This is a genomic window from Pseudomonas sp. FSL L8-0168 (assembly GCF_037976155.1).
Lineage (GTDB): Bacteria > Pseudomonadota > Gammaproteobacteria > Pseudomonadales > Pseudomonadaceae > Aquipseudomonas > Aquipseudomonas paracarnis.
This window is the reverse complement of the sequence record NZ_CP150262.1, coordinates 388,665-414,210: the sequence shown is the minus strand read 5'-3', so window position 1 is coordinate 414,210 and position 25,546 is coordinate 388,665. Positions and strand designations below refer to the sequence as shown.

The 25,546-nt window shown below is 59.5% G+C and carries 20 protein-coding genes; 13 read left to right on the top strand and 7 right to left on the bottom strand.

Annotated features, from left to right (window positions below; translation table 11 throughout):
* Positions 1-159 precede the first annotated feature (159 nt).
* Positions 160-5,301, top strand: coding sequence for a DUF6543 domain-containing protein (locus tag MHH62_RS01730; RefSeq protein ID WP_339232320.1), 5,142 nt, complete (start codon positions 160-162; stop codon positions 5,299-5,301).
* A gap of 19 nt (positions 5,302-5,320) precedes the next feature.
* Here the strand turns inward: MHH62_RS01730 and MHH62_RS01725 are convergent, their stop codons facing one another.
* Positions 5,321-5,590 (bottom strand): PepSY domain-containing protein, encoded by a 270-nt coding sequence (locus MHH62_RS01725; protein ID WP_014718736.1) that lies wholly within the window; start codon positions 5,588-5,590, stop codon positions 5,321-5,323.
* A 148-nt stretch (positions 5,591-5,738) separates the two neighbouring features.
* On the opposite strand from MHH62_RS01725, the gene MHH62_RS01720 reads away from it, so the two are divergent.
* The 7 genes from MHH62_RS01720 (at position 5,739) to MHH62_RS01690 (ending at position 11,744) form a co-directional block, all read left to right on the top strand.
* The gene (locus MHH62_RS01720; protein WP_014718737.1) at positions 5,739-6,737 is read left to right on the top strand and encodes a FecR family protein; all 999 of its coding nucleotides are present in this window, start codon (positions 5,739-5,741) and stop codon (positions 6,735-6,737) included.
* A gap of 314 nt (positions 6,738-7,051) precedes the next feature.
* On the top strand, positions 7,052-7,510 hold the full coding sequence (locus MHH62_RS01715) for a hypothetical protein (protein ID WP_019817803.1): 459 nt from the start codon (positions 7,052-7,054) through the stop codon (positions 7,508-7,510).
* The gene (locus MHH62_RS01710; protein WP_020301092.1) at positions 7,510-8,061 is read left to right on the top strand and encodes a hypothetical protein; all 552 of its coding nucleotides are present in this window, start codon (positions 7,510-7,512) and stop codon (positions 8,059-8,061) included. Before MHH62_RS01715 ends, MHH62_RS01710 begins: the two co-directional genes overlap by 1 nt.
* 68 nt (positions 8,062-8,129) lie before the next feature.
* On the top strand, positions 8,130-8,864 hold the full coding sequence (locus tag MHH62_RS01705; protein ID WP_003190893.1) for a hypothetical protein: 735 nt from the start codon (positions 8,130-8,132) through the stop codon (positions 8,862-8,864).
* Positions 8,865-8,925: 61 nt separating this feature from the next.
* Positions 8,926-9,606, top strand: coding sequence for a C39 family peptidase (locus MHH62_RS01700; protein ID WP_020301091.1), 681 nt, complete (start codon positions 8,926-8,928; stop codon positions 9,604-9,606).
* Positions 9,607-9,643: 37 nt separating this feature from the next.
* Positions 9,644-10,387: a hypothetical protein gene (locus MHH62_RS01695; protein ID WP_014718741.1), complete on the top strand. Its 744-nt coding sequence runs from the start codon at positions 9,644-9,646 to the stop codon at positions 10,385-10,387.
* Positions 10,388-10,436: 49 nt separating this feature from the next.
* Positions 10,437-11,744 (top strand): hypothetical protein, encoded by a 1,308-nt coding sequence (locus MHH62_RS01690; protein ID WP_014718742.1) that lies wholly within the window; start codon positions 10,437-10,439, stop codon positions 11,742-11,744.
* Between the two features lie 1,300 nt (positions 11,745-13,044).
* Here MHH62_RS01690 and MHH62_RS01685 read toward each other — a convergent pair.
* A complete protein-coding gene (locus MHH62_RS01685) occupies positions 13,045-14,367 on the bottom strand; it encodes a sigma-54 dependent transcriptional regulator (protein ID WP_014718743.1) in 1,323 nt (440 codons plus the stop codon).
* A gap of 344 nt (positions 14,368-14,711) precedes the next feature.
* Between MHH62_RS01685 and MHH62_RS01680 the strand changes: the two genes are divergently transcribed.
* Complete coding sequence (locus MHH62_RS01680) at positions 14,712-14,972, top strand: hypothetical protein (protein ID WP_014718744.1); 261 nt, start codon at positions 14,712-14,714, stop codon at positions 14,970-14,972.
* Between the two features lie 67 nt (positions 14,973-15,039).
* Here the strand turns inward: MHH62_RS01680 and MHH62_RS01675 are convergent, their stop codons facing one another.
* Genes MHH62_RS01675 through gnd form a run of 3 tightly spaced genes read right to left on the bottom strand, consistent with a single transcriptional unit; the run spans position 15,040 to position 18,364 of the window.
* Positions 15,040-15,864, bottom strand: coding sequence for a Cof-type HAD-IIB family hydrolase (locus MHH62_RS01675; RefSeq protein WP_014718745.1), 825 nt, complete (start codon positions 15,862-15,864; stop codon positions 15,040-15,042).
* Positions 15,861-17,384 carry a glucose-6-phosphate dehydrogenase gene (gene zwf, locus MHH62_RS01670; protein ID WP_019817572.1) on the bottom strand — a complete coding sequence of 508 codons (1,524 nt, stop codon included), beginning with the start codon at positions 17,382-17,384 and terminating at the stop codon, positions 15,861-15,863. The genes MHH62_RS01675 and zwf overlap by 4 nt, the downstream gene beginning before the upstream one ends.
* On the bottom strand, positions 17,381-18,364 hold the full coding sequence (gnd, locus tag MHH62_RS01665) for a phosphogluconate dehydrogenase (NAD(+)-dependent, decarboxylating) (RefSeq protein WP_019817573.1): 984 nt from the start codon (positions 18,362-18,364) through the stop codon (positions 17,381-17,383). The genes zwf and gnd overlap by 4 nt, the downstream gene beginning before the upstream one ends.
* Before the next feature lie 259 nt (positions 18,365-18,623).
* On the opposite strand from gnd, the gene MHH62_RS01660 reads away from it, so the two are divergent.
* The 4 genes from MHH62_RS01660 to MHH62_RS01645 all read left to right on the top strand — a co-directional run bounded on the left by MHH62_RS01660 (position 18,624) and on the right by MHH62_RS01645 (position 23,420).
* On the top strand, positions 18,624-18,800 hold the full coding sequence (locus MHH62_RS01660) for a DUF6026 family protein (protein WP_196492057.1): 177 nt from the start codon (positions 18,624-18,626) through the stop codon (positions 18,798-18,800).
* A gap of 157 nt (positions 18,801-18,957) precedes the next feature.
* Entirely contained in the window at positions 18,958-20,700 is a 1,743-nt protein-coding gene (locus MHH62_RS01655; protein ID WP_020302095.1) for a phosphoethanolamine transferase CptA, read from the top strand.
* 128 nt (positions 20,701-20,828) lie between these two features.
* Complete coding sequence (locus tag MHH62_RS01650) at positions 20,829-23,066, top strand: TonB-dependent siderophore receptor (RefSeq protein ID WP_032901661.1); 2,238 nt, start codon at positions 20,829-20,831, stop codon at positions 23,064-23,066.
* Between the two features lie 141 nt (positions 23,067-23,207).
* A complete protein-coding gene (locus tag MHH62_RS01645; RefSeq protein ID WP_014718750.1) occupies positions 23,208-23,420 on the top strand; it encodes a hypothetical protein in 213 nt (70 codons plus the stop codon).
* A 101-nt stretch (positions 23,421-23,521) separates the two neighbouring features.
* Here the strand turns inward: MHH62_RS01645 and MHH62_RS01640 are convergent, their stop codons facing one another.
* Together MHH62_RS01640 and zapE are read right to left on the bottom strand one after the other, a co-directional pair.
* Complete coding sequence (locus MHH62_RS01640) at positions 23,522-24,013, bottom strand: GNAT family N-acetyltransferase (protein WP_014718751.1); 492 nt, start codon at positions 24,011-24,013, stop codon at positions 23,522-23,524.
* 165 nt (positions 24,014-24,178) lie between these two features.
* The gene (zapE, locus tag MHH62_RS01635) at positions 24,179-25,285 is read right to left on the bottom strand and encodes a cell division protein ZapE (protein WP_032901681.1); all 1,107 of its coding nucleotides are present in this window, start codon (positions 25,283-25,285) and stop codon (positions 24,179-24,181) included.
* Positions 25,286-25,546: the final 261 nt, after the last annotated feature.

The window sequence follows — 25,546 nt, the reverse complement described above, 5'->3', positions numbered from 1 at the left end:
TTTTTATGATTGGAAGGGGCAACGAATGGGACATCCAGACCCTCGATTAAACACCACGCATGCTCTGCGTTGTCAACGTGCGCAGCGCTGAATATTTACCGCCTTGCACCACGGACGCCTGCCTACCCTGTGCTTTTCCTGGCACGCCGGAGACAGGCTGTGGTTCGCTTAACGCCCCCGTATTTCTTCCCTGAGTTTCTCAAACCCCAAGGCAAAGCCTCGCCCACCGCTCGTGAACGTACGCTGGGGCTCACCGCCAAAGACCTTGATTGGCTGTACAACCTTTACCTGGCTACCGACGAGTCTCGGCAGGACACAAGCCGGCATGATCACCCCATGCGTGTTGAAAAGGTCCTGATCAACATTTCCGGCAAGCCCCCCATTCCCCTTGCCGGCGCGTTCGCGATCAGCCCGACACCCGACGCCGCCAAGGCATTGCTCTACACCCCGGATAACGGCATACAGGTCTATGACAGCCACACTGCCCTGCTGAGCGAATTGATCGAGCAATTGGAAGACCCACTGCAGAGCGCCCCTTTGCTGAGCTACCTGTCGATGGACCAACGCAATGCGCTGGGCGCTGACACGCCCATGGTGTTGACCACTCAGCTCATCGAAGGTGAAGTCATGCCGGAGCAGGCACGCATGCTCCAGGCCTGCCAGCTGGATAACGTCAAGGCCATGCTCGACCACCTGCAAAAAACCCCGACCTTGCCTGACATGCTCGACACGCTGCTGAGCGTCATGGCCCGCCCCCATTTCAAACACCTGGATCAACGGGACACACGGGTCAATGTCTTAACCCGCGAAGCTGAGCAAGCAACGCCACGCTGGGTCAACTCGCAGACCTTGAGCGAAGCGCTGCTGCAATTTTATGTGCGTCACAGGTGGCCCAAAGGGCAGATACGCGAATACTCGAACCCAAAACATGACACCACTGGTTTCACTGCCTCCGAACGGGAAGAAGATCACCGGCGTTGGGAGGCCTTGATCGAACAAAGCTCCAGTACTTTCTCGAAGCTGTTGGAAAGCCTGTTGCAGACCTACTGGAATGAAGATATCGACAGCGGCACCTCGCGCGTGGATTTTTTTGCTCAAGGCGTGGCGCAGAAGTTTCGCCTCGATGTGTTGCTCAAGCGCCAGGGCGAGATTATTACCGCCGAGGAAAGCCACGCACTTCAGGCCCTGTTCCTCAGCGACCAAAGCGCCCGCAGCGCCCATGCCGAAAACCTCAGCGTGGAAAAGGTGCGCCTTTATGCCCCTCATCAACATTACGTTGAACCAGCGAGCACCTTGATGATCACCGAGCACCACGCGTACCTCTACACCCAATCGCGCGGGTTACAGGTGCTGGAAAACCTCGACGACCTCAAAGACCGGTTACTGAGCATGCTCAAGGCCGAAGGCTACGAGGACGAATGGCTCAACTTCCTCTCATTGGACGAGCGCGACACGCTGCTCGGCCTGGACCCGATCACCATCGCGGCAAGGCCGATACCCGGCAATGTGTTCGTGACCTTGGTACAAGACATTGCGCGCAAGCAAACGGACAACCTTAACCACGCCCTGGAAATCTACCGGCGCAGCGATGGCCAAGTGGACCTCACAGCCCTGCTCGACAGTGCCCTGGACGTACGTGCCTTGCTGGACAATCAACTGGCCACACTAGAGACCAACGGGCGCTGGACCTTGCATCCGGTCACCCGTGGTAATGGCCGCCCTACGACCGTCAAGGCCGAGCGCGCCCGGCTGCAGCTTCAGAACCTGCGGGCGATTGAGCGTGCGCTGGCGATGGAGCGCGCGCACCACCCGACCTTACGTAGCATCGTCGCTGACACGCTCAACGCTGAACTGCAACTGCAGCAACAGTCAGTCAAAGCCGAAGAGGTGTTTATCAATACCTACGCCACGCGTGCCCAGGAGCGTGAAGAGCGTGCGCCAGTGCAGTCATTGAGCATGCTTGAGCACTTCATTGAACGCCTGGCCCAAGAGGCGCCTGCGGTGCCCTTCTCGTCCAGGACGAAGTTCTATACGCGGGGCGAAGGCAATGTCTTCGTGCAATTGCCAAGCATGACGCTCAAGACGTTCAACACCGTCATCGAGCGCGTCCTGCTGCTGTTTTCCAAGCACGCCATGCGCCAGCAACCCCATGAGTTTCTGGTCAAGACTCACGCCAAACACGCCCACTCGATGCTGGTGGGGTTACGCAGCGAAGCCGAGCTGAGGTCGCTGGATAAAACCCTGGCGCCCACAAGCCAGGCCATTCTCGACACGCTACTTCAGCCCGACAGTCTGTCGCGCTTGACACGCCATGGCCTTAACGGATTTTTGCCGGATGCCTATGGGTTGACGTTGGACTTGAACGCCGTCGATACGCCACAACCGCTGGCCAATACGTTCGTGATTACTGAGCGCGGCGGTATCGACCCGCAGCGCTCGGGCCAGGCGCTGCTCTGGACCCCGCGCCTGGGCTACGAAGTCTTTGCCTCGATCAACGCCCTGCGCGATGAAATCACCCAGCGCCTGGCGCACCCGATCAACAGCTTGAGCCTGCTGGAAAATCTGCCGTTCAGCTTGCGCGAGCCCCATCAGGCATTTCGCCAGGGCCCGCTGCAACGTATTGATCAGGACCTGTTGAATGACCGAGTAGACAGCTACAACGACGCGATCATGGAAGGCGTGGATCACCTGCAATCCATGGGCCTGCGCGCCCGTGCCTTGCAGGATCGGTTGGACGCCGTCATCGAACAGCCTCCGCCCACCAACCTTGGCAGGGCAATCACACTGGCCGATGCCATGGTCAACCAGCAGGCACTGCCGGTGTGGCTGGGTATGGCGCCGGCCCAGGACCAAATCCACCAGGCTGAGCTTCTGGAGCAGTACTGCAACAACGCCGACGAGGAACATGACTACCTGCATGACATCCAACCCCTGCGTGCTTATGCCTTCACCACGCTGATGACGCTGCTTGAGGCGCGCTTTCCCGGCCAGGCGCTCAACCCCGATCACATCCTGATCCCCACCGATGCAGTGCTCGATGTGAATGTCGACAACCTGACCGACTTTGCGTTGCGGCACTGGCCAAATCTGACGGTTCAACACATCCGCCCACGTTCACGCACGGCAAAGCCATTACCGCAAGCCCTGGACGCAAGTGCCGTAATACAAATGGTGCGACAGCTGGATCTCAAAAGCGCTTATCAGCAACAGGTGCGAAGCCACCTTGAGGCGCAAACCGATGATGCACGCCAACGCAGGCGTCTGTTTTGCCGTCAGTTGCCGTGGCAAGCGCTGCAACACGCCGACGAGCAACGGTTGCAGGAGCGGCTTTCCACCCGAGCCTTGAGCCTGGTCCAGCAGATTTTCGATATGCCGGACACCGTGGCCCGAGCGTCACTCAGCGGGACCACGGCGATGATTCGACCGCTGGAACTGATCGCCACCGAAGGCGCCAGTACCGCCAAGGTGCTGGGTGTGTACCTGATCGGCCCGCAGTTTCCTGGCGAGGGTCCATGGGTGCTCTACGCGCCGTACAGCGAACAGCATGTGTTCAAGGAATACGCGGATGAAACGGCCTTGCTGGATGAGATACAAAGGCCCGGCATCCTGCAGGACTGGGTGCTTATGCACCTGGAAGATCCGCACCAGGCCACTTACCGCCATTTGCTGAAAAACAACCAGCATAGCCCGTCCGATATCCGCCTGGCCGCTTCGGCAGTGACGGGCAATGTGCTGCATTACCTGTTCAGCGAGAACACATTGATGTTGCTCAAGGTACTGGGCAGCCAATTCGAAGAAGGCACCAAGACCTTGTGGGATCATGCGACCCGCTTGTTCGGCACGCAAATCCCGACGGCGGTGCAGTTCATGGCCGGCAAACTCGCCTACCCGCTGGTGGTATGGCGTAGCTACACCTTGTTCAAGCGCTCGGCCGAAGCCTTGCAGCTACACCAGTGGCAGGCTGCATTCAAGGATTTCGTCAGGGGCGTGGCGCAAATGGCCGCCCTGCGCAGTGCGCTGGACGACACCGCCCTTGCCCCACCCACTGAAAAGGAGCGCTCGCTGGCCGAGCTGACAGATGAGTCACTGCCCGCAGCCACCACCCTCGCCACCTGGCATGTCACCTGCCCTTCGCGCACCCGGCTGCAACCGTTCGAGGCACAGGACGTGGCGTTGCAAGACCTGAAAAAGAGCACGCTCAGCCAGGTGTATGAAGACCAGAAAAACGCGAAATACTACGTGCCGCTGGCCGGCAAGGTGTATAGCGTCAAGAAAGCCGCACAACATTGGCGCCTCGCCAACGACGAGCAGGTGGGGCCGTACATCGGCCGTAATGCGCAGGGCATATGGGTACTGAAGCTGGACGGCCAGGAGCCGCGCTTCGGCAGGGCCCAGTCGTACCTCAAGACGTGGCGCAATGAGGTACGGGACATCAACATTGAAGCGGTCGGTATCCGCGATATTGGCGCGTTGACCTATTGGAAAGCCCAGGCCATCACTGAAGCGTTGAACTTTGCGACTTATTACGCGCTGAACTGCCGCCGCAACGTTGCGCAATTTGCTGTACAACGCGACCCTGACAGCCGGGTTGGGCGATTTTTAGGGGAAATGTTTGGTGTCGTCACACTGACCCCGGACCAGGTCTTGAGAGTCACAAAAATAATCGACGAGATCATCGATGAACTCACCGACCCCAGCTTGACCGGTCCGAACTCCATGCGTTTTGTCGCGGGCACCAGCCGACAGGACCCGGCGTCGGATTATGCATTCATGATTCCCGCTGACACAGAACGCAAGCTGTATCTTCTGAGCCGATTCTTCGACCCTAATCTGGACGTCTACCAGAACCGTCTGCTGGAGAATGTAGCGTTCAACATATCGACGCACGCCAGGGCCAGCACGCTGATTCACGAATTATCGCACTTGAAGCTCGACACCGTGGACATTGCCTACCTGGACAGCATGCGACCCTTCCCAGACTTGATCAATATCGAAAGGCCCGGCGCCGAAGTGCTTAAAACCACCCTGGAGGATCTGCGCAGCACCGCGTTATCGACGATGACGCCTGCAACGATGCTGTTCAAGACTCAAGACACCCTCACCGAACTGTGGGAAGACTTCAAACCAGGTTCTGCAATTGAAAAGAAAATTTTCAAGGCCACCGGCGCCAAGACCTTGCAGGACGCGAGGATCATTTTCATGTCAGTCCCTGATAAACGGATTGACACCATTCTGGCCAACGCCGACTCGGTGACGTACCTGATCACCCATCTTGGCCGCCAGGTGGAGCCGGGCGCCTGAACGGCCCCCGGCGAGTGCATCAGTCTTTCTGGTCACGCAGCACGTTACCGGAAGCGCCATCGATGCGCGCCTCATACACGATGCCATCGGACTTGCGACCTTTGACTTCCCAATAGCCATTGTCATCCGCTTCAGCGGCGTAGACCTCAATGTAGCCGGCCTTGGTTTTCGCCACCTCGATGGCTTTCTCAATGGTGATCCAGCCTGCACCCGGCTTGTCGGCCATGGCGGCGCCAGCGCTCAACAGCGCGGAAGTAGCACACAGGGCGATCAAGGTTTTCTTCAACATTTTCGTACTCCATAGTGGACGACAGGTTAATTCCTGAATTTTTAGGCGCACACAAACAAGAATAAGTTCCAATTGATGTGCAATCGCCATGATGCAGTTCTCGCCGTCCACCTTGGGAGGTTAGAATGTGGGAAATCAGGATGAGTTAATGAGCGAAAAGCCCCTTTCAGAAACCGAATATGACGCCATCACCGACGCCGCCGCGCATTGGTGCATGCGCCTGCATGCTGCAGATTGCACGGCGGGCGAACGTCAGGCTTTTACCCAGTGGCACGATGCCCATCCGCTGCACGCCTTCGAATATGCAGCCATGCTCGAGATCTGGGACGTGGCCGACCACCTGCCCCGCGACAAGCCTGAGGCGGTGGTGGTCCCAATCAAGAAGCCAGCCAGCCGCTTGCGCACCTACGCGGTGGCCGCAGCGGTGTGCCTGGCGGCATTGCCGCTTGCCGCCTTCACCGGCTGGGAAGCGGGCTGGTTGCCCAGCTCCTATGAACGGTTCGAAGCAGCCAATGGCTTGAAAAAAGTCACCCTGGGCGATGGCAGCCAAGTGGAGTTGAACCTGGGCACCGAGTTGGTCTACAGCCATTACAAGGACCAGCGCCGTGTCACCCTGAAAAAGGGCGAAGCGTTCTTCAACGTCACGCACGACAGCCACCACCCGTTTATCGTGCGGGCCGGCGAAGGCCAGGTGCGAGTGACCGGCACGCAATTCAATGTCTGGGAATATGAAAATCAGGTGCGGGTGATGTTACTGGAGGGCTCGGTGCAGATCTCCAGCGACGGCGAGCATGCCAGTGTGCCGCTTAGCCCAGGCATGCAAGCCAGTTTCCATCAGGGTGACGCGACCCCGCAGGTCGCCGCTATCAATCCCGATGACACCGCGCTGGCATGGCGCCAGGGCAAGCTGGTGCTCGACAACCTGACCCTCACGGACGCCTTGCCCCTGATCAACCGCTACCTGAAAAAGCCGGTGATGCTCGCAGACGCCAGTACCGGCGCGATTCGCGTCGGCGGTATCTACAACATCAATGAGGTCAACAACCTCGTGCCCTCCCTGCCCAAGGTGTTGCCGGTGTACCTGACCCAAAACCAGGACGGCAACCCCGTGCTCAACTCCATTCCGCGTAAAGCCCCCAAGGGCTGAGCCCGCTCGCACGAAGCGGGACGTTTGGGCCGCAGGTGTCCATTTTTGAAACACCTCCCTCACCTGCATCGCCCGCCGTATGCGGATTCATGGTTCTGTCACAGGCAGTGTTACATGGCTGAGACAGCGTGAGATGAGCATGGGCCTATCTCACGCCTTTGAGACTGTTTCAACCCTGAAACAGGGTTGCCATCACTTTGCCTCGACTTTCTCCCAACCCCTTGAATAACCACATCTAATAAAAAGCGGCACGCCTTCTGCTCTTTCCCTGACAACGCTGTTTAGGGTCAGCGTTAAGAATAAGGACTGCCGCCGTGAACACACTCACACACGCCTCGTCGATAAACGTACTGCTGATCAGTTGCGTGCTCAGTGCAGGTGTCAGCCTGACGAGCCAGGCGGGTGACGGTGTGATCGTGACCGGGCGTACGGTGCAGGGCCACATGTACGGGCGCACCTCGCTGCCCGATCCCTACCCCAACACCGCCAATGCCAACCCCAGCAAAGAGATCAACAACGCTTTGACCGGCGAACTCAGCGACAGGGATATCGGCGGCATCAGCAGTGGCTCCAGCCTCGCCCGCTCCCTGCAGCCCAACGGCAGCCTGTCGGGCCTGGGCGCCACCCAAAACAGCATGTCGACACTCGGCGCTGGCGCAGCGGCAGGCCATGGTGCGGGCAGCGGCAGCAGCATGGGCGGGCAGATCAGCGACTCGATCCAGCGTGGCATGGCGCCGCTCAACAACCTCGGCAGCATGATGGGGGGCAAGTGATGAAGCGCGCCCTGTTGGTGCTTGCCCTGCTGGGCAGCGCCTCGGCCATGGCCGACAACACCGCCGTGATCAACCACAGCGGCCAGCAATACGACGGCGTGCTGTCGATCAACCAGGCCGCCGGCACGGGGCAACAAATGTCCAACAGCCGCGCCATCGCGCTCGGTGGCCAGGCCACCAACGTCGACATCCAGCGCGTCGACGGCAAGGTCGACCCGTCCCTGAACGCCAAGGCCGCGATCCAGGGCAACTCATTCAGCAGTGGCAACGGCGTACTGGGCATCAACCAGTCTGCCGGGGCTAATAACCAATCCATCAACGCTGTGCGGATCAGCCTCAACCCTGGCCCGCAGAGCATCGATGACAGCGTCCTGTTGCAACAGAACACGACGACGCTGGCAACCGACTCAGGGCTCACCCCCACCACTGGCAGCCGCCAGGTCGTGACCAGCGACCAGGCCTTCACCGGCAGCCGAGGAGTGACACAGGTGAACCAGAGTGCCGGGGTGGGGAACCGAGTGGCTAACACCCTGGGCATCACTATCAAGTAACCGCTTGGTAGACGTTCGTTAGACCGTACCAACACTTAACCAACTAATTAGAAGCAAGGAGAAACACCATGAAACCTCAAATGGCTCTGAAACCAATGGTTTTCGCTCTCGCCGCACTCATGGCTGCTGCTGCTCAAGCGGGTGGCTGGCATCCAACCCCACAACCCACCGGTACTGTGGCCGCTGTGGTCACTGACGTACAGAAAAGCGAACACAACAAATTCGACGACACCAACACCGAGAACAACGCATCAGCCGACAACTCGGTAAATAGCAACAGCGGTAATGTCGGGGTCAACGCACAATCAGGTTCCGGCAACCAGGCTGACAACGCCGGCGCCATTTCCAGCGCCAAAGGCGACTTCGCCACCGTGTTTGCCGTGATCGATGTCGACCAAGGCAGCTCGCATAACAACTTCGTCAACAAAGGCACGCAAAACAACGCCTCCCTGGACGGCTCCATCACCGGCAACTCCGGCAACGTGGGTTACAACGGCCAGGCCGGCCAGGGGAACCAGGGTAAAAACAACCTGGCCATCACCACCGCTGACGGCAAGAACATCGCAGCAGCGTCCAACACCGAGCAGAACTCGCTCAACAACAGCTACCTGAACACGGCCGCCAGCAGCCATGGTTATGGCAAGCCTCAATACGTGTCCAACAACGCAAGCCTCGACAACTCGGTTAACCGCAACTCCGGCAACGTAGGTGTCAACCTGCAATCGGGTGCGGGCAACCAAGGCAGCAACAGCCTGTCGATCGGCCAAGGTTGCAGCGTCTGCGCCAGCGGCGTGCGCTTCTGATCCAACGGGGCCTTGGCGACAAGGCCCTTTTTTATTCCAGTGTCCAACAGGTCATTCGATCATGCGTATCGCGACCCTCACCCTCCTGATGTTACTCACCGGCACGACCTGGGCAGGCACCATGGCGATTTCCGCCATGCCCGGCGGTGCGGTGATTTTCAAGAAGGTCGAGAGCATTCGCGAGCGCCGGTTCGCCAACCTGGTGGAACAGAAAACCGACTTCAGCTGCGGTGCCGCAGCACTCGCCACCATCCTGCGCCAGGCCTATTGGCTGGACGTCGACGAAGCACACATCATCAAAGGCATGCTGGTCACCGCCGACCAGGACCTGGTGCGAACCCAGGGCTTTTCCATGCTGGACATGAAGCGCTACCTCGAGAGCATCGGCATGCGTGCCCGGGGCTACAAGATCGCGCCTGAGACCCTGCTGACCGTGAAAATCCCCGTGGTGGTGCTGCTGGAAATTCGCGGCTACAAGCACTTCGTGGTGTTGCAACGGGCCGACAAGGACTGGGTGTACATCGGCGACCCCGTATTGGGCCACAAGCGCTATTCCCGTGACGATTTCGTCAAAGGCTGGAATGGCATTGTCTTCGCCGTACTGGGTGAGGGTTACGACAAGGCCAACGTCTTGCTCGACCCGCCCCTGCCGCTGACCGCCAAGAGCCAGATGAATGAGTTCAGGCCTGTGGGCGATGCCGAGCTGATGGATTTCGGTTTTATCCAGAGCGACTTCTTCTAGAAGCGCAATAAGGGGCAGGACGCCCCAGGAGCAGCAGATGAACACTTCCCGTTGGCTGACGGTCTTGTGTCTGGCCGCCTCAATGCCTGCTTATGCGTCCTCGGGGTTCAAGCCCATCGAACTCAAGGACGCCGAAATGGCCGAGCTGCGCGGCCGTTATGTGATGCCGGGACGCATCATCAGCTTTGGCATTGTCATGAGCAGCACCTGGACCAATGCCGAAGGTAGCAACATCACCGGCACGGCCAACATGCAGATCGACAAGACCACCATTACCCCACAGTTCTACGTGCAAACCACCGGCTCGACCGGTACCGGCACGCGCCCCAACACGGGCACCGGCAATGTGGTCGGTGGTGCCGGCCTCGGCAGCGGCCAGGGCGTGACCCAAAGTGTACGCACCGCCGGCGATGGCAACGCCGCCTACAACAATGTGGGCATCAACGTCGAAAATGGGGTCACCCCCGCCAATAACCTGCAGTCCGGCCAGGTGCTGGTGGCGGGCGGTACAGTGACCGGGGACAGCGCCGCGGGCCGTGTCAGCGTATCGGCCAACAGTGGCGGCGTGCAGATGGCCATCCAGGCCAATCACAACCAGGGCAACAGCCTGCAACAGATCGGCGCGGGGAACGTGCTGCAGGGCACGGTATTGACCGGCGATAGCAACCTTGTCAGAAACATCACCCAGATCAACGTGGTGATGAACAATAACGGGCTGAACAACGCCGCGTTGAACTGCAACCTGGATCAACTCAAAGGCCTACGCACGCTCGGTTATTGAACTACGCTGACCCTCGACACTTACGCATTAGAAAAGGACGGCTTATTTCATGCATCGATCGTTATCGCTACGTGCGGTGGTTTGTTTGAGTACGCTCTTGCCCGCATCCGTGCTGTATGCCGCGCCAGACGCTGACATCGAAACCCTGAAGAAGGAACTGCTGGAACTCAAGCAACGCTACGACGTGCAGCAAAAAGCCTTGGCCGTGCTGGAGCAACGTGTGCGCCAGGTCGAGGACCAACCGGCAACGCCCGCCCCCAGGCGCCTGGCCAAATCACCGGCCGACTTCAAGAACGGCGCTAACACTGTCGCGGCTAGCGGTACGGGCGCAGCCGCGGCATCCGGTGGCGCTGGCGGGGGTGGCAGCTCCTACGGCCAGGCCCTCAAGGACGACTCGGCCCCTGCGCAAAGTGTGAGCAACCTGTACAACGAGGCCAGCGGCTTTTTCGGCAATGGCAAGTTCAGCGTGGAAACCGGCATCACCTATGCCCGTTATGACGCGCGCCAGTTGACGCTCAATGGTTTCCTGGCGCTGGACTCTATTTTCCTGGGCAACATCAACCTGGACCGGATCAAGTCCGACAGCTGGACCCTGGACCTTACCGGGCGCTACAACGTCGACAACCGCTGGCAGTTCGACCTGAACGTGCCGGTGGTGTACCGCGAGTCCACCTACCAGTCGGGCGGCGCCGGCAACGACGCCACGGCCACCTCCGAAGGTTCCGTGACCCGTGACCCGACCATCGGCGATGTCAACTTTGGCGTGGCCTACAAGTTCCTCGACGAAACCCCGACCTTGCCCGATGCGGTGGTGTCGGTGCGCGTCAAGGCCCCGACGGGCAAAGAGCCCTTCGGCATCAAACTGGTCAAGCAACCTAACAACGATAACCTCTACGTGCCCGAAAGCCTGCCCACGGGTAACGGGGTCTGGTCGGTCACGCCGGGCATCTCCCTGGTCAAGACCTTCGACCCGGCCGTGCTGTTCGGTTCGTTGTCGTACACCCACAACTTTGAAGATTCTTTCGATGACATCAGCAGCGAAGTCAATCAGAAGGTAGGAGGCAAGGTACGCCTGGGCGACAGCTTCCAATTCGGGGTCGGCGTCGCCTTTGCCTTGAACGAGAAGATGAGCATGTCGTTCTCGGTTTCCGACCTGGTGCAGCGCAAGAGCAAGCTCAAGCCCGATGGCGGCGACTGGCAATCAGTGGTGTCCAGCGATGCCAACGCCGGCTATTTCAACGTGGGCATGACGATTGCCGCCTCGGATAACCTGACCATCGTGCCGAACCTGGCGATTGGGATGACCGATGATGCGCCGGACTTTACGTTCAGCCTGAAATTCCCGTATTACTTCTGATTGGTTTGCCTGCGGGCGGTGTGTCAGTTACTGCATCTGTGACTGCACTCCCGCTTTCGCAGGCAAGCCAGCTCCCACATGGGCCCTGTATTGCCCACAGAATCAGCGCCTGACACAAATCCCCTGTGGGAGCGGGCTTGCCCGCGAAGGGGGAGTGTCAGTCACTGCATCTGTGACTGCACTACCGCTTTCGCAGGCAAGCCAGCTCCCACATTGGCCCTGTATTGCCCACAGAATCAGCGCCTGGCACAGATCACCTGTGGGAGCGGGCTTGCCCGCGAAGGCGGAGTGTCAGTCACTGAATCTGTGACTGCACTACCGCTTTCGCAGGCAAGCCAGCTCCCACATTGGCCCTGTATTGCCCACAGAATCAGCGCCTGACACAAATCCCCTGTGGGAGCGGGCTTGCCCGCGATGGCGGTGTGTCAGTTGCTGCATCTGTGACTGCACTACCGCTTTCGCAGGCAAGCCAGCTCCCACATTGGCCATGCATTGCCCACAAAATCAGCGCCTGACACAAATCCCCTGTGGGAGCGAGCTTGCCCGCGAAGGCGGTGTGTCAGTTGCTGCATCTGTGACTGCACTACCGCTTTCGCAGGCAAGCCAGCTCCCACATTGGCCCTGTATTGCCCACAGAATCAGCGCCTGGCACAGATCACCTGTGGGAGCGGGCTTGCCCGTGAAGGCGGAGTGTCAGTCACTGAATCTCTAACTGAACCACCGCTATCGCAGGCAAGCCAGCTCCCACATTGGCCCTGTATTGCCCACAGAATCAGCGCCTGGCACAAATCCCCTGTGGGAGCGGGCTTGCCCGCGATGGCGGTGTGTCAGTTGCTGCATCTGTGACTGCACTACCGCTTTCGCAGGCAAGCCAGCTCCCACATTGGCCCTGTATTGCCCACAGAATCAGCGCCTGGCACAGATCACCTGTGGGAGCGGGCTTGCCCGCGATGGCGGTGTGTCAGTTGCTGCATCTGTGACTGCACTACCGCTTTCGCAGGCAAGCCAGCTCCCACATTGGCCCTGTATTGCCCACAGAATCAGCGCCTGACACAAATCCCCTGTGGGAGCGGGCTTGCCCGCGATGGCGGTGTGTCAGTTGCTGCATCTGTGACTGCACTACCGCTTTCGCAGGCAAGCCAGCTCCCACATTGGCCATGCATTGCCCACAAAATCAGCGCCTGACACAAATCCCCTGTGGGAGCGGGCTTGCCCGCGATGGCGGTGTATCAGTTGCTGCATCTGTGACTGCACTACCGCTTTCGCAGGCAAGCCAGCTCCCACATTGGGTTTACCCGCCCTAGCGGATCTGGTGTTTATGCAGCAACCGGTAGAACGTCGGCCGGGAAATCCCCAGTACACGGGCCGCGACACTGAGGTTGTCGCTGTGCCGGTTGAGCACATCGCACAACGCCTGACGTTCGGCGCGGTGTTTGTAGTCTTCCAATGTCGCCATCGGCGCCGACATGGCTTGCTGGCCTTGCAGCCCCAGGTCAGCCGCTTCGATCTGCCGCCCTTCGGCCAGTACCAGGCCACGCCGCACGCGGTTGGCCAGTTCACGCACATTGCCCGGCCACGGGTGTTGCCCCATCGCCACCAAGGCCTCTTCGCTGAAACTGCGCGGGCGCCGTCCGGTTTCCTGGCTGTAAAAACGTGAAAAGTGGTTGGCCAGCATCGCCACGTCACCATGGCGTTCGCGCAACGGCGCGGTGACCACTTGCAGCACATTCAGGCGGTAATACAAGTCTTCGCGAAAGGCGCCCTTCTCTACCGCAGCCTCAAGGTTGACGTGAGTGGCGGCCAACACCCGTACATCCACCGGGATCGGCTGGCTGCCGCCAACGCGTTCGATGTGTTTTTCCTGAAGAAAGCGCAACAAGTTGGCTTGCAGCTCCATCGGCAGATCGCCGATTTCATCGAGGAACAGGGTGCCGCCGTTGGCCGCTTCAATACGCCCGATCTTGCGCTGATGGGCGCCGGTAAACGCGCCTTTTTCGTGACCGAACAGCTCGGACTGGATCAGGTGTTCAGGAATAGCGCCACAATTGATCGCGACAAACGGCTTGGCATGCCGCTGGGATTGGCGGTGCAGGGTCTTGGCCACCAACTCTTTGCCCGTGCCACTGTCACCGCGGATCAACACCGGGGATTCAGTCGGCGCCAACTTGGACAACAATTTGCGCAGCTCACGAATGGGGCGGCTCTCGCCCAGCAATTCATGAGGCTCATCCACCGGCGCGTAGCCCTTGCCACGCAGGCGTGCCATGCCGAACGCGCGACCCAGGGTCACCTGTACCCGGGACACATCGAAGGGTAAGGTATGGAAGTCGAAAAACCATTCGCAGACAAAATCGCCTACGTTCTGCAAACGCAGTACATCCTGGCTGAGCACGGCGATCCACTCGGTGCCGCTGCGACCAATCAACTCCTTGACCGCTTCGGGGCGCTCCAGGTGATCCCGCTGCAAGCGCAGCAGGCCCACATCGCAGGAGCGCTCCCCCACCGCCTCCAAGGCACAGCTGTCTACTTCCCAGCCGGCGGTGCGTAAACCGGGTAATAACCCGTGGCAATCGTCACAGGGGTCGACCACCAATAAGCGGCGTTGGGCGGGTGTCGCAATCATGACTATTCCTTGGCGCCAAGATTGTTAAAGTTATTTAGAAACAACAGTTTGTGGCGACCGTTGGTAACCCTAGCAAGATCTTGACGCTTTCCTTGTACCCTTTCGCTATAAGTGCGGGCAAAAAGCCATGCTTGTTTCGTAGCACGCCGAAAGTTGCTCGTCAGTGAAACGCTTATGGCGCTTTCAAAACAGCCGCTTACATGACGTCAATCAGGAAAAGTTAAATTTTCTTGCCCTAGCATGTGACCCGCACGCCACCATCGTGCATCAGTACAAGTAACCCACCGCACGGTCAGCCCAACCGCCGGTACTCACTTGAATGGGCATACAGAGAGAAGACCCAAATGAACGCTCCGCTGCGCATCAACGAAGCTCTTTTGATTGCAGACCGTGCTTTCCAGCCCTTTCAGTGCGTGGCCTGGCACGATGGCGTCGGCGCCCTCAGCCTGAGCGTCATCGACCGTACCAACACCCGCATTGGCAGCAAACAGCTGTCCTGCACTGCGTATACCGACCCGGCTCAACTTGAAAACCTGTTGTTACAGGCCCGCGCCGAGCTCGATAAAGATGGCCACCAGTTGCAGTCCTGGGCAATGCCGAAGTAATGCAATGCGGCAACTTCCAGCCAACGCCAAACATCGGCTGGAAGTTGCGCACTAAAACGTCAGTTACTTAGCGTGCCGCGAGAATAAACCGTTCGAACGCCTCGGCAGCGCCGTCCTCGACATTGCTGCCGGTCACCACATTGGCCTGGCGCTTGACGGTTTCTTCGGCCTGGCCCATGGCAATCGACAATCCCGCCACATGAAACATCGCCGGGTCATTGCCACCGTCACCAATCGCAGCCGTTTGCGCAAGCGGCACGCCCAGGTGCTCGGCCAGGGTTTTCAAGGCTTCGCCTTTGTTGGCCAGCATCGCGGTCACGTCCAGATACACCGGCTGCGAGCGCGATACCTGGGCCAACCCCTGCACTTTCGGCTGCAATTGCGCCTCCAGCTCCACCAGCAACTGGGTGTTGTTGCTGGCGGCGACGATCTTGTCGACCCGGTCCAGGTAAGGCTCGAAACTCTCCACCACCACCGGCCCATAGCCCAAGCCGTCGGCTTCGCGCTGCACCATGGGCCCGGGCGGATCACGGCGCAGCCAGTCGCCATCGGCAAACACCCAGACTTCCACGTCCGGCTCGGCCGAAAACAGCGCCAGGGTGATCAGCGCCGCTTCCGCCGGCAGATGGTGAGCAACCAGGATGCTGCCATCCGGGTTGACCAACGTACCGCCATTAAAGCCAGCCACCGGCACATCGATGCCAAAGGTCTCGATCAAATGCCGCATGGCTTTGGGCGGACGCCCGCTGGCCAGGCTGAAAAGCACCCCGGCCTCGCGCATGGCGCGAATGGCATCGGCGGTGCGTTGGCTGAGGCTGTGGTCGGGATGCAATAGCGTCCCGTCCACATCACTGAGGACAAACCGGATGGGTTGAATCGTCGCGTCACTCATCCGAGGCTATGCCAAGCGCGGCCATCGCGGGCCAGCAAGGCATCGGCCGCTGCTGGGCCATCCTCACCAGCCTTGTAAGCCTGGATACCGTCATCTTCCTTCCATGCATCCAGGAACGGCTGCACCGCACGCCAACCGTTCTCGATGTTGTCGGCACGCTGGAACAAGGTCTGGTCGCCGGTCATGCAGTCGTAGATCAGGGTTTCGTAACCCGTCGACGGTTGCATCTCGAAGAAGTCCTTGTAGTCAAAGCCCAATTCGATATTGGCCATTTCCAGGGTCGGCCCAGGCTGCTTGGCCAGCAGGTCGAACCACATGCCTTCGTTCGGCTGGATCTGGATCTTAAGGTAAGTGGGCTTGAGCTCATCGACTTCGGTATCGCGAAATTGCGCATAAGGCGCCTGCTTGAAGCAGATCACGATCTCGGTGTCACGGATGCTCATGCGCTTGCCGGTACGCAGGTAAAACGGCACACCGACCCAACGCCAGTTATCAATCATCACTTTGAGCGCGACGAACGTCTCGGTGCTGCTGTCCGGCGCGACGTTGGCTTCTTCGCGATAGCCGGGTAATGGCTTGCCGGCGATTTCTCCGGCGGTGTATTGGCCGCGCACGGAGTTGGCCCGCGCATCTTCCAGCGACCAGGGGCGGATGGCACCGACCACTTTGGCCTTCTCACCCCGCACCGCATCGGCACCAAAGGCGGCCGGCGGTTCCATGGCGACCATCGCCAGCAGCTGGAATAGGTGGTTGGGCACCATGTCCCGCAGTGTGCCGGTCTTCTCGAAGAAGTTGCCCCGGGTTTCAACGCCGACGGTTTCAGCGGCAGTGATTTGCACGTGATCGATGTAGTGGTTGTTCCAGAACGCTTCGAACAGCACGTTGGAGAAACGGCTGACCAGGATGTTCTGCACCGTCTCCTTGCCCAGGTAATGGTCGATGCGGTAGATCTGCTTCTCGCTCATCACCTTGAGCAGGCAGGCGTTGAGCGCCTCGGCGGTGGCCAGGTCGGAGCCGAACGGCTTCTCGATCACCACGCGCCGAAAGCCATCGTCCGTTTCATTCAACAAGCCAGCGCTGCCCAGGCGCTGCACCACTTCACTGAAAAAGCGCGGAGCGGTGGCCAGGTAGAACACCGCATTGGCGGTGCCGCTGTCAGCGATCTTGCTGGCGATATCGGCATAGGTGCTGTCGTCGAGGAAATCGCCCTCGACGTAGCTGATGCCCTTGGCCAATTGTGCCCACAACGCGGGGTCGAGGGCGTTCTCGGCATTGCCCCTGACCTTGCTGGAGGCTTCGGTACGAATGAAGTCCTCAAGTTTCTTGGCAAAGTCCGCGTCGCTGATGGCGTTGTGATCAACGCCGACAATACGCAGGCCATCGCCCAGCAACCCATCGCGGCTCAGGTTGTACAGCGCCGGCATGAGCAGGCGCTTGACCAGGTCGCCATGGGCGCCAAACAGAAACAATGTGGTGGGTGGAGCAGGTTCGGCCTTGGGTTTCTTGCCGTTGACGGTCATTTTTTGGAAGTCTCCACATGGCCACCAAAGCCGAAGCGCATGGCAGACAGCATTTTGTCACCGTAGGTGCTCTGCTGGCGGGAACGGAAACGCGCGAACAGCGAGGTCGACAACACCGGAACCGGCACCGCCTGCTCCATGGCTGCTTCGATGGTCCAACGACCTTCACCGCTGTCGGCCACAGAGCCCGAGTAGCCGTCAAGTTTGGGGTCGGTGGCCAGGGCATCGGCGGTCAGGTCCAGCAACCAGGACGACACCACGCTGCCACGACGCCAGACTTCGGCGATGTCGCCGACGTTGAGGTCAAAGCGCTGGTCTTCCGGCAGGTTTTCCGAGTTCTTGGTCTTGAGGATGTCAAAACCTTCGGCAAACGCCTGCATCATCCCGTACTCGATGCCGTTGTGGATCATCTTGACGAAGTGCCCCGAACCCGCTGGGCCGGCGTGAATGTAGCCCTGCTCGGCACGTGGGTCGGCAGAGGCCGAACGGTCCTTGGTGCGCGGGATGTTACCCAGGCCCGGCGCCAGGCTTTTGAAGATCGGGTCGAGGCGATTCACGGTCTCGGTGTCACCACCGATCATCATGCAGTAGCCACGTTCCAGGCCCCAGACGCCGCCCGAGGTGCCCACGTCTACATAGTGCAGGCCCTTTTCAGCCAGGGCTTTGCCGCGACGCACGTCGTCCTTGTAGTTGGTGTTGCCGCCGTCGATGATCACATCGCCGTCTTCCAGCAGTTCGCTCAGTGCGTTGATGGTGTCTTCGGTGGGCGCGCCCGCCGGCAACATGACCCAGACAGCACGGGGCTTTTGCAGGCCGGCCACCAGCGCTTTCAAGTCGGCGACGCCGGTGGCGCCCTCCTCGCTCAAGGCTTTGACGAAGGCTTCGTTACGGTCGTATACAACGGTGGTATGCCCATTGAGCATCAGGCGCCGCGCAATGTTACCGCCCATGCGGCCTAGTCCGATAATCCCCAGTTGCATGTGCTGATGCTCCTAACTTCTAAAAAATGTGTGACATAGTTTATAGCGCAATGAGGCTAATGAGGGTTAGTCCAGAGCGGATCCGTGTAGTTTCATGACAAAAAAGTGGCCATCGTTTCACCATCACCCCGGCAAAAGTCACACGACCGCCAAAAATAAAAAAGTTCCCTTGCTGCGAAAAAGAATTCAAACTTGCTTCCGACTGTTGCCAAAAACCTGTTTTGGCACCGCGATCTACCGGCTATTTGCGAGGTAAGCAATGAGCACAGCACAGATGACCCGTCCGCCACAGACCCTCTACGTCACCCTCCGTCGCGATGAACTGCGCCAGTTGAAAGACGAGCGCGATCAGTTGCAACAGGAAGTCCTGCGCCTGCGCTTGCACCTTCAAGCCCAGCTCGATCAACCGTCGGATGCCAAGCCAGCCCTGTGCTGAAAGCCGGGCCGAACGCGTTGTAAGGCAATACCTACAGAAAACTCACAAAGTTTTCACATTCCCCTCTTGATACTCCCGTTCCGCGATGCCGCTCACTTCCTGGGCGGCCCGATGTTGCGCGCCTGTGCGCGACAATCTTTCTCTGATGGGGCGCTGGATGGCGATGTTCAAACGCAGCACGACGACTGCGAAAGGCTTTGATTGGGCCGGCCTTGGCTGGTTATTCCTGTTTTTCTGGTATTTCTCGGGTATTACCCAACTTCTTATCCAACTGACCGGCACCTCCGGCTTCAGTGGCTTCCGCCAGGCCTTCTTCATGAGTGCGCTGTGGCTGGCGCCGATGTTGCTGTTCCCGCGTCGTACACGCCTGCTCGCCGCCTTGATCGGCGTGGTGCTGTGGGCTTGCTCCATGGCGAGCCTGGGTTATTTCTTCATTTATCAGCAGGAATTTTCCCAGAGCGTCATCTTCATCATGTTCGAGTCGAACATCTCTGAAGCCGGCGAATACGCCACCCAATACTTTGCCTGGTGGATCGTGCTGGCGTTCATTGCCCACACCGCCTTCGCCATCTTCCTGTGGACGCGCTTGCGCCCGGTGTACCTGCCGCGCGGTCAGTCAATCGTGGCAGCCATTGCCATCGTCCTGGCGGTGGTGGGCTACCCACTGGTCAAGCAGATCGCCACCAGCGAAACCATGGAATTGGCCATCGACCGTTTCGAAACCCGCATCGAGCCTGCCGTGCCTTGGCAGATGATCGTCGCCTACCGTCGCTACACCGAGCAGCTGGATAACATGCAAGGCATGCTCACCAGTGCAAGCAAGATCCCGCCCTTGAACAACCTCAAGGACAGCATGGCCGGCCAGCCGTCCACACTTGTCTTGGTCATCGGCGAGTCGACCAACCGCCAGCGCATGAGCCTCTACGGCTACCCGCGCAACACCACGCCGGAACTGGACAAGCTGCGCGACCAACTGGCCGTGTTCGATAACGTCATCACCCCGCGCCCCTACACCATTGAAGCGCTGCAACAGGTGCTGACCTTCGCTGACGAAGAAAACCCAGACCTGTACCTCAAGACACCGTCGATTGTCAGCGTGATGAAACAGGCCGGCTACAAGACCTTCTGGATCACCAATCAGCAGACCATGACCAAACGCAACACCATGCTCACGACCTTTTCCGAACAGGCCGACGAGCAGGTGTACCTCAACAACAACCGCAACCAGAACGCCCGTCAGTACGACGGCGATGTACTGGCGCCGTTTTCCAAGGCCCTGGCCGATACCGCCGAACGCAAGTTCATCGTGGTGCACCTGCTGGGCACCCACATGAGCTACCAGTACCGCTACCCGCCGACCTTCGACAAGTTCACCGACCGCCAGGGCGTGCCAGCGGGTGTCAGCGATGCGCAGTTGCCGACCTACAACAGCTATGACAACGCGGTGCTGTACAACGATTTCGTGGTCTCCAGCCTGATCAAGGACTACGCCAAGACCGACCCCAACGGCTTTTTGCTGTACCTGTCGGATCACGGCGAAGACGTGTTCGACTCCGCCGGCCACGACACCTTGGGCCGTAACGAAGGCAAGCCGACCGCGCCGATGTACACCATCCCGTTCATGGCCTACGCCTCGCCAAAATGGCGCGAAAGCCACGACTGGAGCTTCGCCAGCGACTTGCAACGGCCTTACAGCAGTTCGCAGTTGATCCACACCTGGGCCGACATGGCAGGCTTGAGTTTCGATGAGCTGGACCACAGCAAGAGCCTGGTAAGCGACAGCTTCAAGCCACGCCCCCTGTTGATCGGCAACCCTTACGAGACCAAGCAGAAGGCGCTGATCGACTTCAGCCTGATCAAGCCCAAGAAGGCCGACGGCGCCGAAGTGGTGGCCAAATAAGCCAGGGGCTTGCAACAGAAAGATAATAATCATTCTCGTTTAACCCTAAAGTTCCGCAGCTCCTTTCGTCTTTGAACCAAGCCCTCCCTGCCTGGGGAGGTATCCAAGACGACAAGGAGTCTGCAGCGATGTTCGCGCCCTTCACCCGTTCCATGACCTTCACCCTCGGCCTGTTCAGCCTGGCGCTGAGCCCGGATTCGCTGGCCGACACCGACCCCGATACAGCCCCCGCCAAAGCCCTGGAACTGGGCGCGACCACCATCAGCGCCGACAGCCTGGGCGCCACCACCGAGCACACCGGCGCCTACACTACTGGCTCGATGAACACCGCCACGCGGCTGAACCTCTCCGTCAAGGAAACCCCGCAATCGATCTCGGTGGTCACACGCCAGCAGATGGACGACTTCAATCTCAACACCCTGACGGATGTGTTGCGCCAGACCACGGGCGTCAACGTTCAGCATTACGACTCCGATCGTGTCTACTACTCCGCCCGAGGCTATGGCATCAGCAACTTCCAGGTTGACGGGATGCTCAACACCTTCGGCTACATGAAGACCGACGCCGACACCATCATCTACGACCGCATCGAAGTAGTGCGCGGCGCGACGGGCCTGACCACGGGCGCAGGCGACCCTTCGGCCACCGTCAACATGGTACGCAAGCGCCCTACCGCCCACTGGCAGGCCAAGACCGGTATCAGTGGCGCCAGCCATGACAACTACTACAGCTACGTCGACGTCGGCGGCCCGCTGGCGTTCGACGGCAAACTGCGCGGGCGTAGCGTGCTGGCTTACCGTGACAGCCAGTCCTTTCGTGACAACTATGGGCTGCAGCGGGCAGTGGGCTACGGCATTCTCGAGGGCGATCTTTCCGACGATACCGTGCTGGCCGTCGGCTTTGATTACCAGGACAAACAGGTACAAGGCACCTCCTGGGGCACCGTGCCCTACTGGAACAGCCAGGGCGGCAAGGCCAGGCTGCCCCGCTCCACCAACATGGCGGCGCACTGGAGTTCCTGGCCGCTGACCGACAAGACCACCTTCGCCACCCTCGACCATCGGCTCGGCGGCGACTGGCACCTGAAGGCCGCCTATACCCATCGCCAGAGCGACACCGATGGCAAGGTGTATTACGGCGGCGCCGGTTTCCCCAACCCCGACCGCAGCGGCATGACGGCCTGGGCCAGCCATATGCGCGGCACCTCGCGCATGGAGGCCATCGACCTCAACCTGGCCGGCAGCTACACGCTGCTGGGCCGCGAACACGCGCTGATGATGGGCTATGGCGAAGCCGCCCAACGGGATGTCTCGCCCTTCATGCGCAGCGACCTGCCAGCCAGCTACTACCCCATCCAGGACTGGAAGCACATGGGCGGCATCGGCAAGTTCACCGACCAGGTGACCGACCTGAAGGGTGAGCACAGCAAGAAACAACAGAAAGCCGGTTACCTGGCCACAAGGCTGAGCCTCACAGACCGCTTGCACGCCGTACTGGGCAGCCGTTACGGCAGTTGGGAGCTGGAAAGCGCAGAGCCCAAATACGATGCCAACGACCAACTGACCGCTTCGGGCAAAACCAGTCAGACCCACAATGATATGTGGACGCCATACGCCGGCCTGCTCTACGACATCACGCCGCAGTACACCGTCTACGCCAGCTATACCGACATCTTCAAACCCCAGGACTACCGTGATGCCAACAAGAAGTACCTGGAGCCCGTGGTCGGCAGTAACTACGAAGTGGGCCTCAAGGGCAGCGTGCTGAACGAGCGCTTGAACCTGGCCGCCGCGTACTTCTGGAGTACCCAGGACAACGTCGCCGAGCGGGATGACTCAGTCCCGCCCAACCCGGTCACGGGCGAGGAGTACTACAGATCCGGCGGCAAAGGTAACAAGGTCAACGGCTTCGAGTTGGAAGCCGCCGGTGAAATCACGCCGGACTGGAACCTGACCGCCGGCTACACCTACACCCATTCAGTCAATGGCTCGGACAAACGCAATAACACCAGCCAACCCTTGAACCTGGTGAAGATCTCCAGCGCCTATCGCCTTCCGGGCGCCTGGCGCAACCTGACGGTGGGCGGCGCCGTGAACTGGCAGAGCGAAACCTACGACTTCAGCAACCGCCCGACCGGGCAGCGCAACGGCGAAGGCCGGCCGATAACCACCCGGGCGAAGATCACGCAACAGGGCTATACCGTGGTCAACCTGATGTCGCGCTACCAGTTCGACGAACAGGTTTCGGCGTCGGTCAATGTGAATAACCTCTTTGATAAGAAATACTACGAGCGCGTTGGTTTTTATAACGGCGTGTATTGGGGTGAGCCGCGTTCCGTCACGCTGGCATTGGATTGGAAGTTATAGCCCCGCCCGTTGAAGTTAACAAAACTGTTAACTTCAACGGCATCTCCCGTTAATTCCCACTTAATAAGATAGCGCCATAGTCGCTCCATGATCTGATCACGGAGCGACCGGACACCTATCACTTTTAATGGGAATACCGCGATGAAAATGTCGACCTTGATACTGGCCAGCCTGATGACCCTGACCTCCGCCGCCGCCTTTGCAGAGGGCGGCGCAGAGCGCTCCAAGGAGTTCTACAACAACTTCAGCTTCATTCAGGAAAAAACCCACGGCAAGGCTGAGCAACAAGTTGCCAGCGCCGATGGCAAATCGGTTAAGTCTGAGACTGTTGATCAGGCACAACCGAACAGCTGAGTTAATGCTTACTTAATCCGTAGCACCCTGCGCCATTCTGCTCCGTTGGCAAAGGTTTATTGGGCGCCCTTTAATGGCGCCCTTTTTTTGCCGGTTATTTATTACAACGGCTTATGCCAGAACAGCATTCGCCCATGGGCGGGATCAAACACTGAGTCGTCAAACCCGAACTTGCGGTATGCCGACTGCGCCAGGGCATTACCTTCCAGCACTTCGAGGGTGATCTTGCAGCAACCGCGCTGCCGGGCGATTTCCTCGACCTTTTGCAGCATCTTCTGACTCAACCCCAAACCCCGAAATTGCTCCTTCACCATCACGTCGTGGACGTTGACCAAGGGCCGGCAGGCGAAGGTCGAAAAGCCTTCGAAGCAATTGACCAACCCCGCTGGCTCCCCCCCGACGAACGCCAGCACACTGAACGCGTGTGGGCGCTTGGCCAGTTCGGCTGGCAGTTGCTGCAAGAGATCGGCTGGCAGGCTGTGGCCGCCGCCCATCGGGTCTTCAGCGTAAGAGTTGAGCAGCAGGCCAATGGCGTCGGCGTGCACGGCGTTGGTATAGCTGGCTTGCAGCACCAGGATGTCTGGGGTGTCCATGTCCTTCCTCGATAGCGACAACCAGGGAATCGGTTCCCTTTGAGAGGTGCGATTGTAAGCGTGGAGTCGGCAGTAGATGAAGGAGATAAGCGACAAATAGCTGACAGAAAGTGCGAAGGTTGCGCGCATCAAAGCGTGCAATGAGCTTTGGTACAGCGATTTTTCCTATGTGGCGAAGCGTTGCAGCTGCATCTCTTGCAGACGGCTCAGGGTGCGGCGGAAAGGAAACTCCAGGTAGCCTTCGGTGTACAGGCTGTGCAACGGCACCGCGGCGTCGATAAAGAGTGGCACTTTGCGGTCGTAGCATTCGTCCACTAACGCGATAAAACGTCGCACGCTGTCATCGTGCACCGACAACTGCGGCAACTCTCGATCCCCGGCCACCACGCGCTCGGCGCCATCTTCGGTGCCACGGGCAATTCGACCCGGGCGTATTTGTGCACTGAGGTTAGGGACGTCTCCCAGCAGAATGGCGTGGAAGCGATCACACACCAGCATGAAATCCATGGCGGCCAGGGGTTGCTCACACAGGTCGGCATAGCGACACCAAAGCACGGTATCACTGGCCTGCACCGTCATGATGGTGCGGTGCCCTACGCTTACCGCCACACTGTTCACGGCTTGGCCTTGGCTCAATTGTCGGAACACCGCCGCCAGTGCCTCGGGTTGATTCACCCAATAACGCTGCATGCCCACGCCGGGATGCAAGCGATGATCCTCGCCACCGTCCACGGCCACCACCTGCATATGCTGCTTGAGCGCATCGATGCCCGGCAGGAAACGCTCACGGTTGAAGCCATCGGCATACAGCTGGTCGGGCGGCTGGTTGGACGTGCACACCATCACCACACCCTCCTCGAACATCACCTGGAACAGGCGACCGAGAATGATCGCGTCCCCGATGTCATTCACAAACAGCTCATCGAAGCACAGCACACGCACCGCCTGGCTCAGCTCCCTGGCCAACGCCTGCAAGGGGTCCTGGGTGCCCGTGAGCTGGAATAAACGCTGGTGGACCCAGGCCATGAAGTGGTGAAAATGCTGACGCCGCGCAGGCACGTGCAGGCTTTGGTAGAACTGGTCCATCAACCAGGTCTTGCCACGCCCCACCGGCCCCCAGAGGTAAACGCCGGCAATCGACGAACGCCCTTGATGCAAGGCCTCGTGACAGGCTTGCAAGGCTTGTACCGCCCGGCGCTGGGCATCGTCGGCGACGAAACCTGGTTGGGCGATTGCATGTTGATAAGCGGCGAGAGGCGAGTCGAAAGTCATGCTTGCCAGTATGACGGACGCAGAGCTGTCGAGGCGCGAAATCTTGGCCTGTTTGCCTGAGGCGAGGATGAGTATTTGCACAACGCTGTAACGGTAGACGGTAACCACGATGCGAAGCGAGCCGCTCTTGATCTTGATCTTAGGCGCCCCGTTAAACCACGCTGGCCGTAATTCGACAGGGATTTGGGGGGTAAACCGGCAGGGATGCCGGTTTAGCCGCCCCGCGCCATGGATGGCGCGTGGCGGCGGCCCCCAAATCAC

Bases quoted from the DNA above. Each gene is read 5' to 3' on its own strand.
- gnd (WP_019817573.1), bottom strand. From the start codon at position 18,364: ATGCAACTGGGGATTATCGGACTAGGCCGCATGGGCGGTAACATTGCG.
- MHH62_RS01645 (WP_014718750.1), top strand. From the start codon at position 23,208: ATGAAAATGTCGACCTTGATACTGGCCAGCCTGATGACCCTGACCTCC.
- MHH62_RS01695 (WP_014718741.1), top strand. From the start codon at position 9,644: ATGAACACTTCCCGTTGGCTGACGGTCTTGTGTCTGGCCGCCTCAATG.
- zwf (WP_019817572.1), bottom strand. From the start codon at position 17,384: ATGACCGTCAACGGCAAGAAACCCAAGGCCGAACCTGCTCCACCCACC.
- MHH62_RS01650 (WP_032901661.1), top strand. From the start codon at position 20,829: ATGTTCGCGCCCTTCACCCGTTCCATGACCTTCACCCTCGGCCTGTTC.
- MHH62_RS01725 (WP_014718736.1), bottom strand. From the start codon at position 5,590: ATGTTGAAGAAAACCTTGATCGCCCTGTGTGCTACTTCCGCGCTGTTG.
- MHH62_RS01710 (WP_020301092.1), top strand. From the start codon at position 7,510: ATGAAGCGCGCCCTGTTGGTGCTTGCCCTGCTGGGCAGCGCCTCGGCC.
- MHH62_RS01705 (WP_003190893.1), top strand. From the start codon at position 8,130: ATGAAACCTCAAATGGCTCTGAAACCAATGGTTTTCGCTCTCGCCGCA.
- MHH62_RS01690 (WP_014718742.1), top strand. From the start codon at position 10,437: ATGCATCGATCGTTATCGCTACGTGCGGTGGTTTGTTTGAGTACGCTC.
- MHH62_RS01655 (WP_020302095.1), top strand. From the start codon at position 18,958: ATGGCGATGTTCAAACGCAGCACGACGACTGCGAAAGGCTTTGATTGG.
- zapE (WP_032901681.1), bottom strand. From the start codon at position 25,285: ATGACTTTCGACTCGCCTCTCGCCGCTTATCAACATGCAATCGCCCAA.
- MHH62_RS01640 (WP_014718751.1), bottom strand. From the start codon at position 24,013: ATGGACACCCCAGACATCCTGGTGCTGCAAGCCAGCTATACCAACGCC.
- MHH62_RS01685 (WP_014718743.1), bottom strand. From the start codon at position 14,367: ATGATTGCGACACCCGCCCAACGCCGCTTATTGGTGGTCGACCCCTGT.
- MHH62_RS01660 (WP_196492057.1), top strand. From the start codon at position 18,624: ATGAGCACAGCACAGATGACCCGTCCGCCACAGACCCTCTACGTCACC.
- MHH62_RS01675 (WP_014718745.1), bottom strand. From the start codon at position 15,864: ATGAGTGACGCGACGATTCAACCCATCCGGTTTGTCCTCAGTGATGTG.
- MHH62_RS01680 (WP_014718744.1), top strand. From the start codon at position 14,712: ATGAACGCTCCGCTGCGCATCAACGAAGCTCTTTTGATTGCAGACCGT.
- MHH62_RS01700 (WP_020301091.1), top strand. From the start codon at position 8,926: ATGCGTATCGCGACCCTCACCCTCCTGATGTTACTCACCGGCACGACC.
- MHH62_RS01720 (WP_014718737.1), top strand. From the start codon at position 5,739: ATGAGCGAAAAGCCCCTTTCAGAAACCGAATATGACGCCATCACCGAC.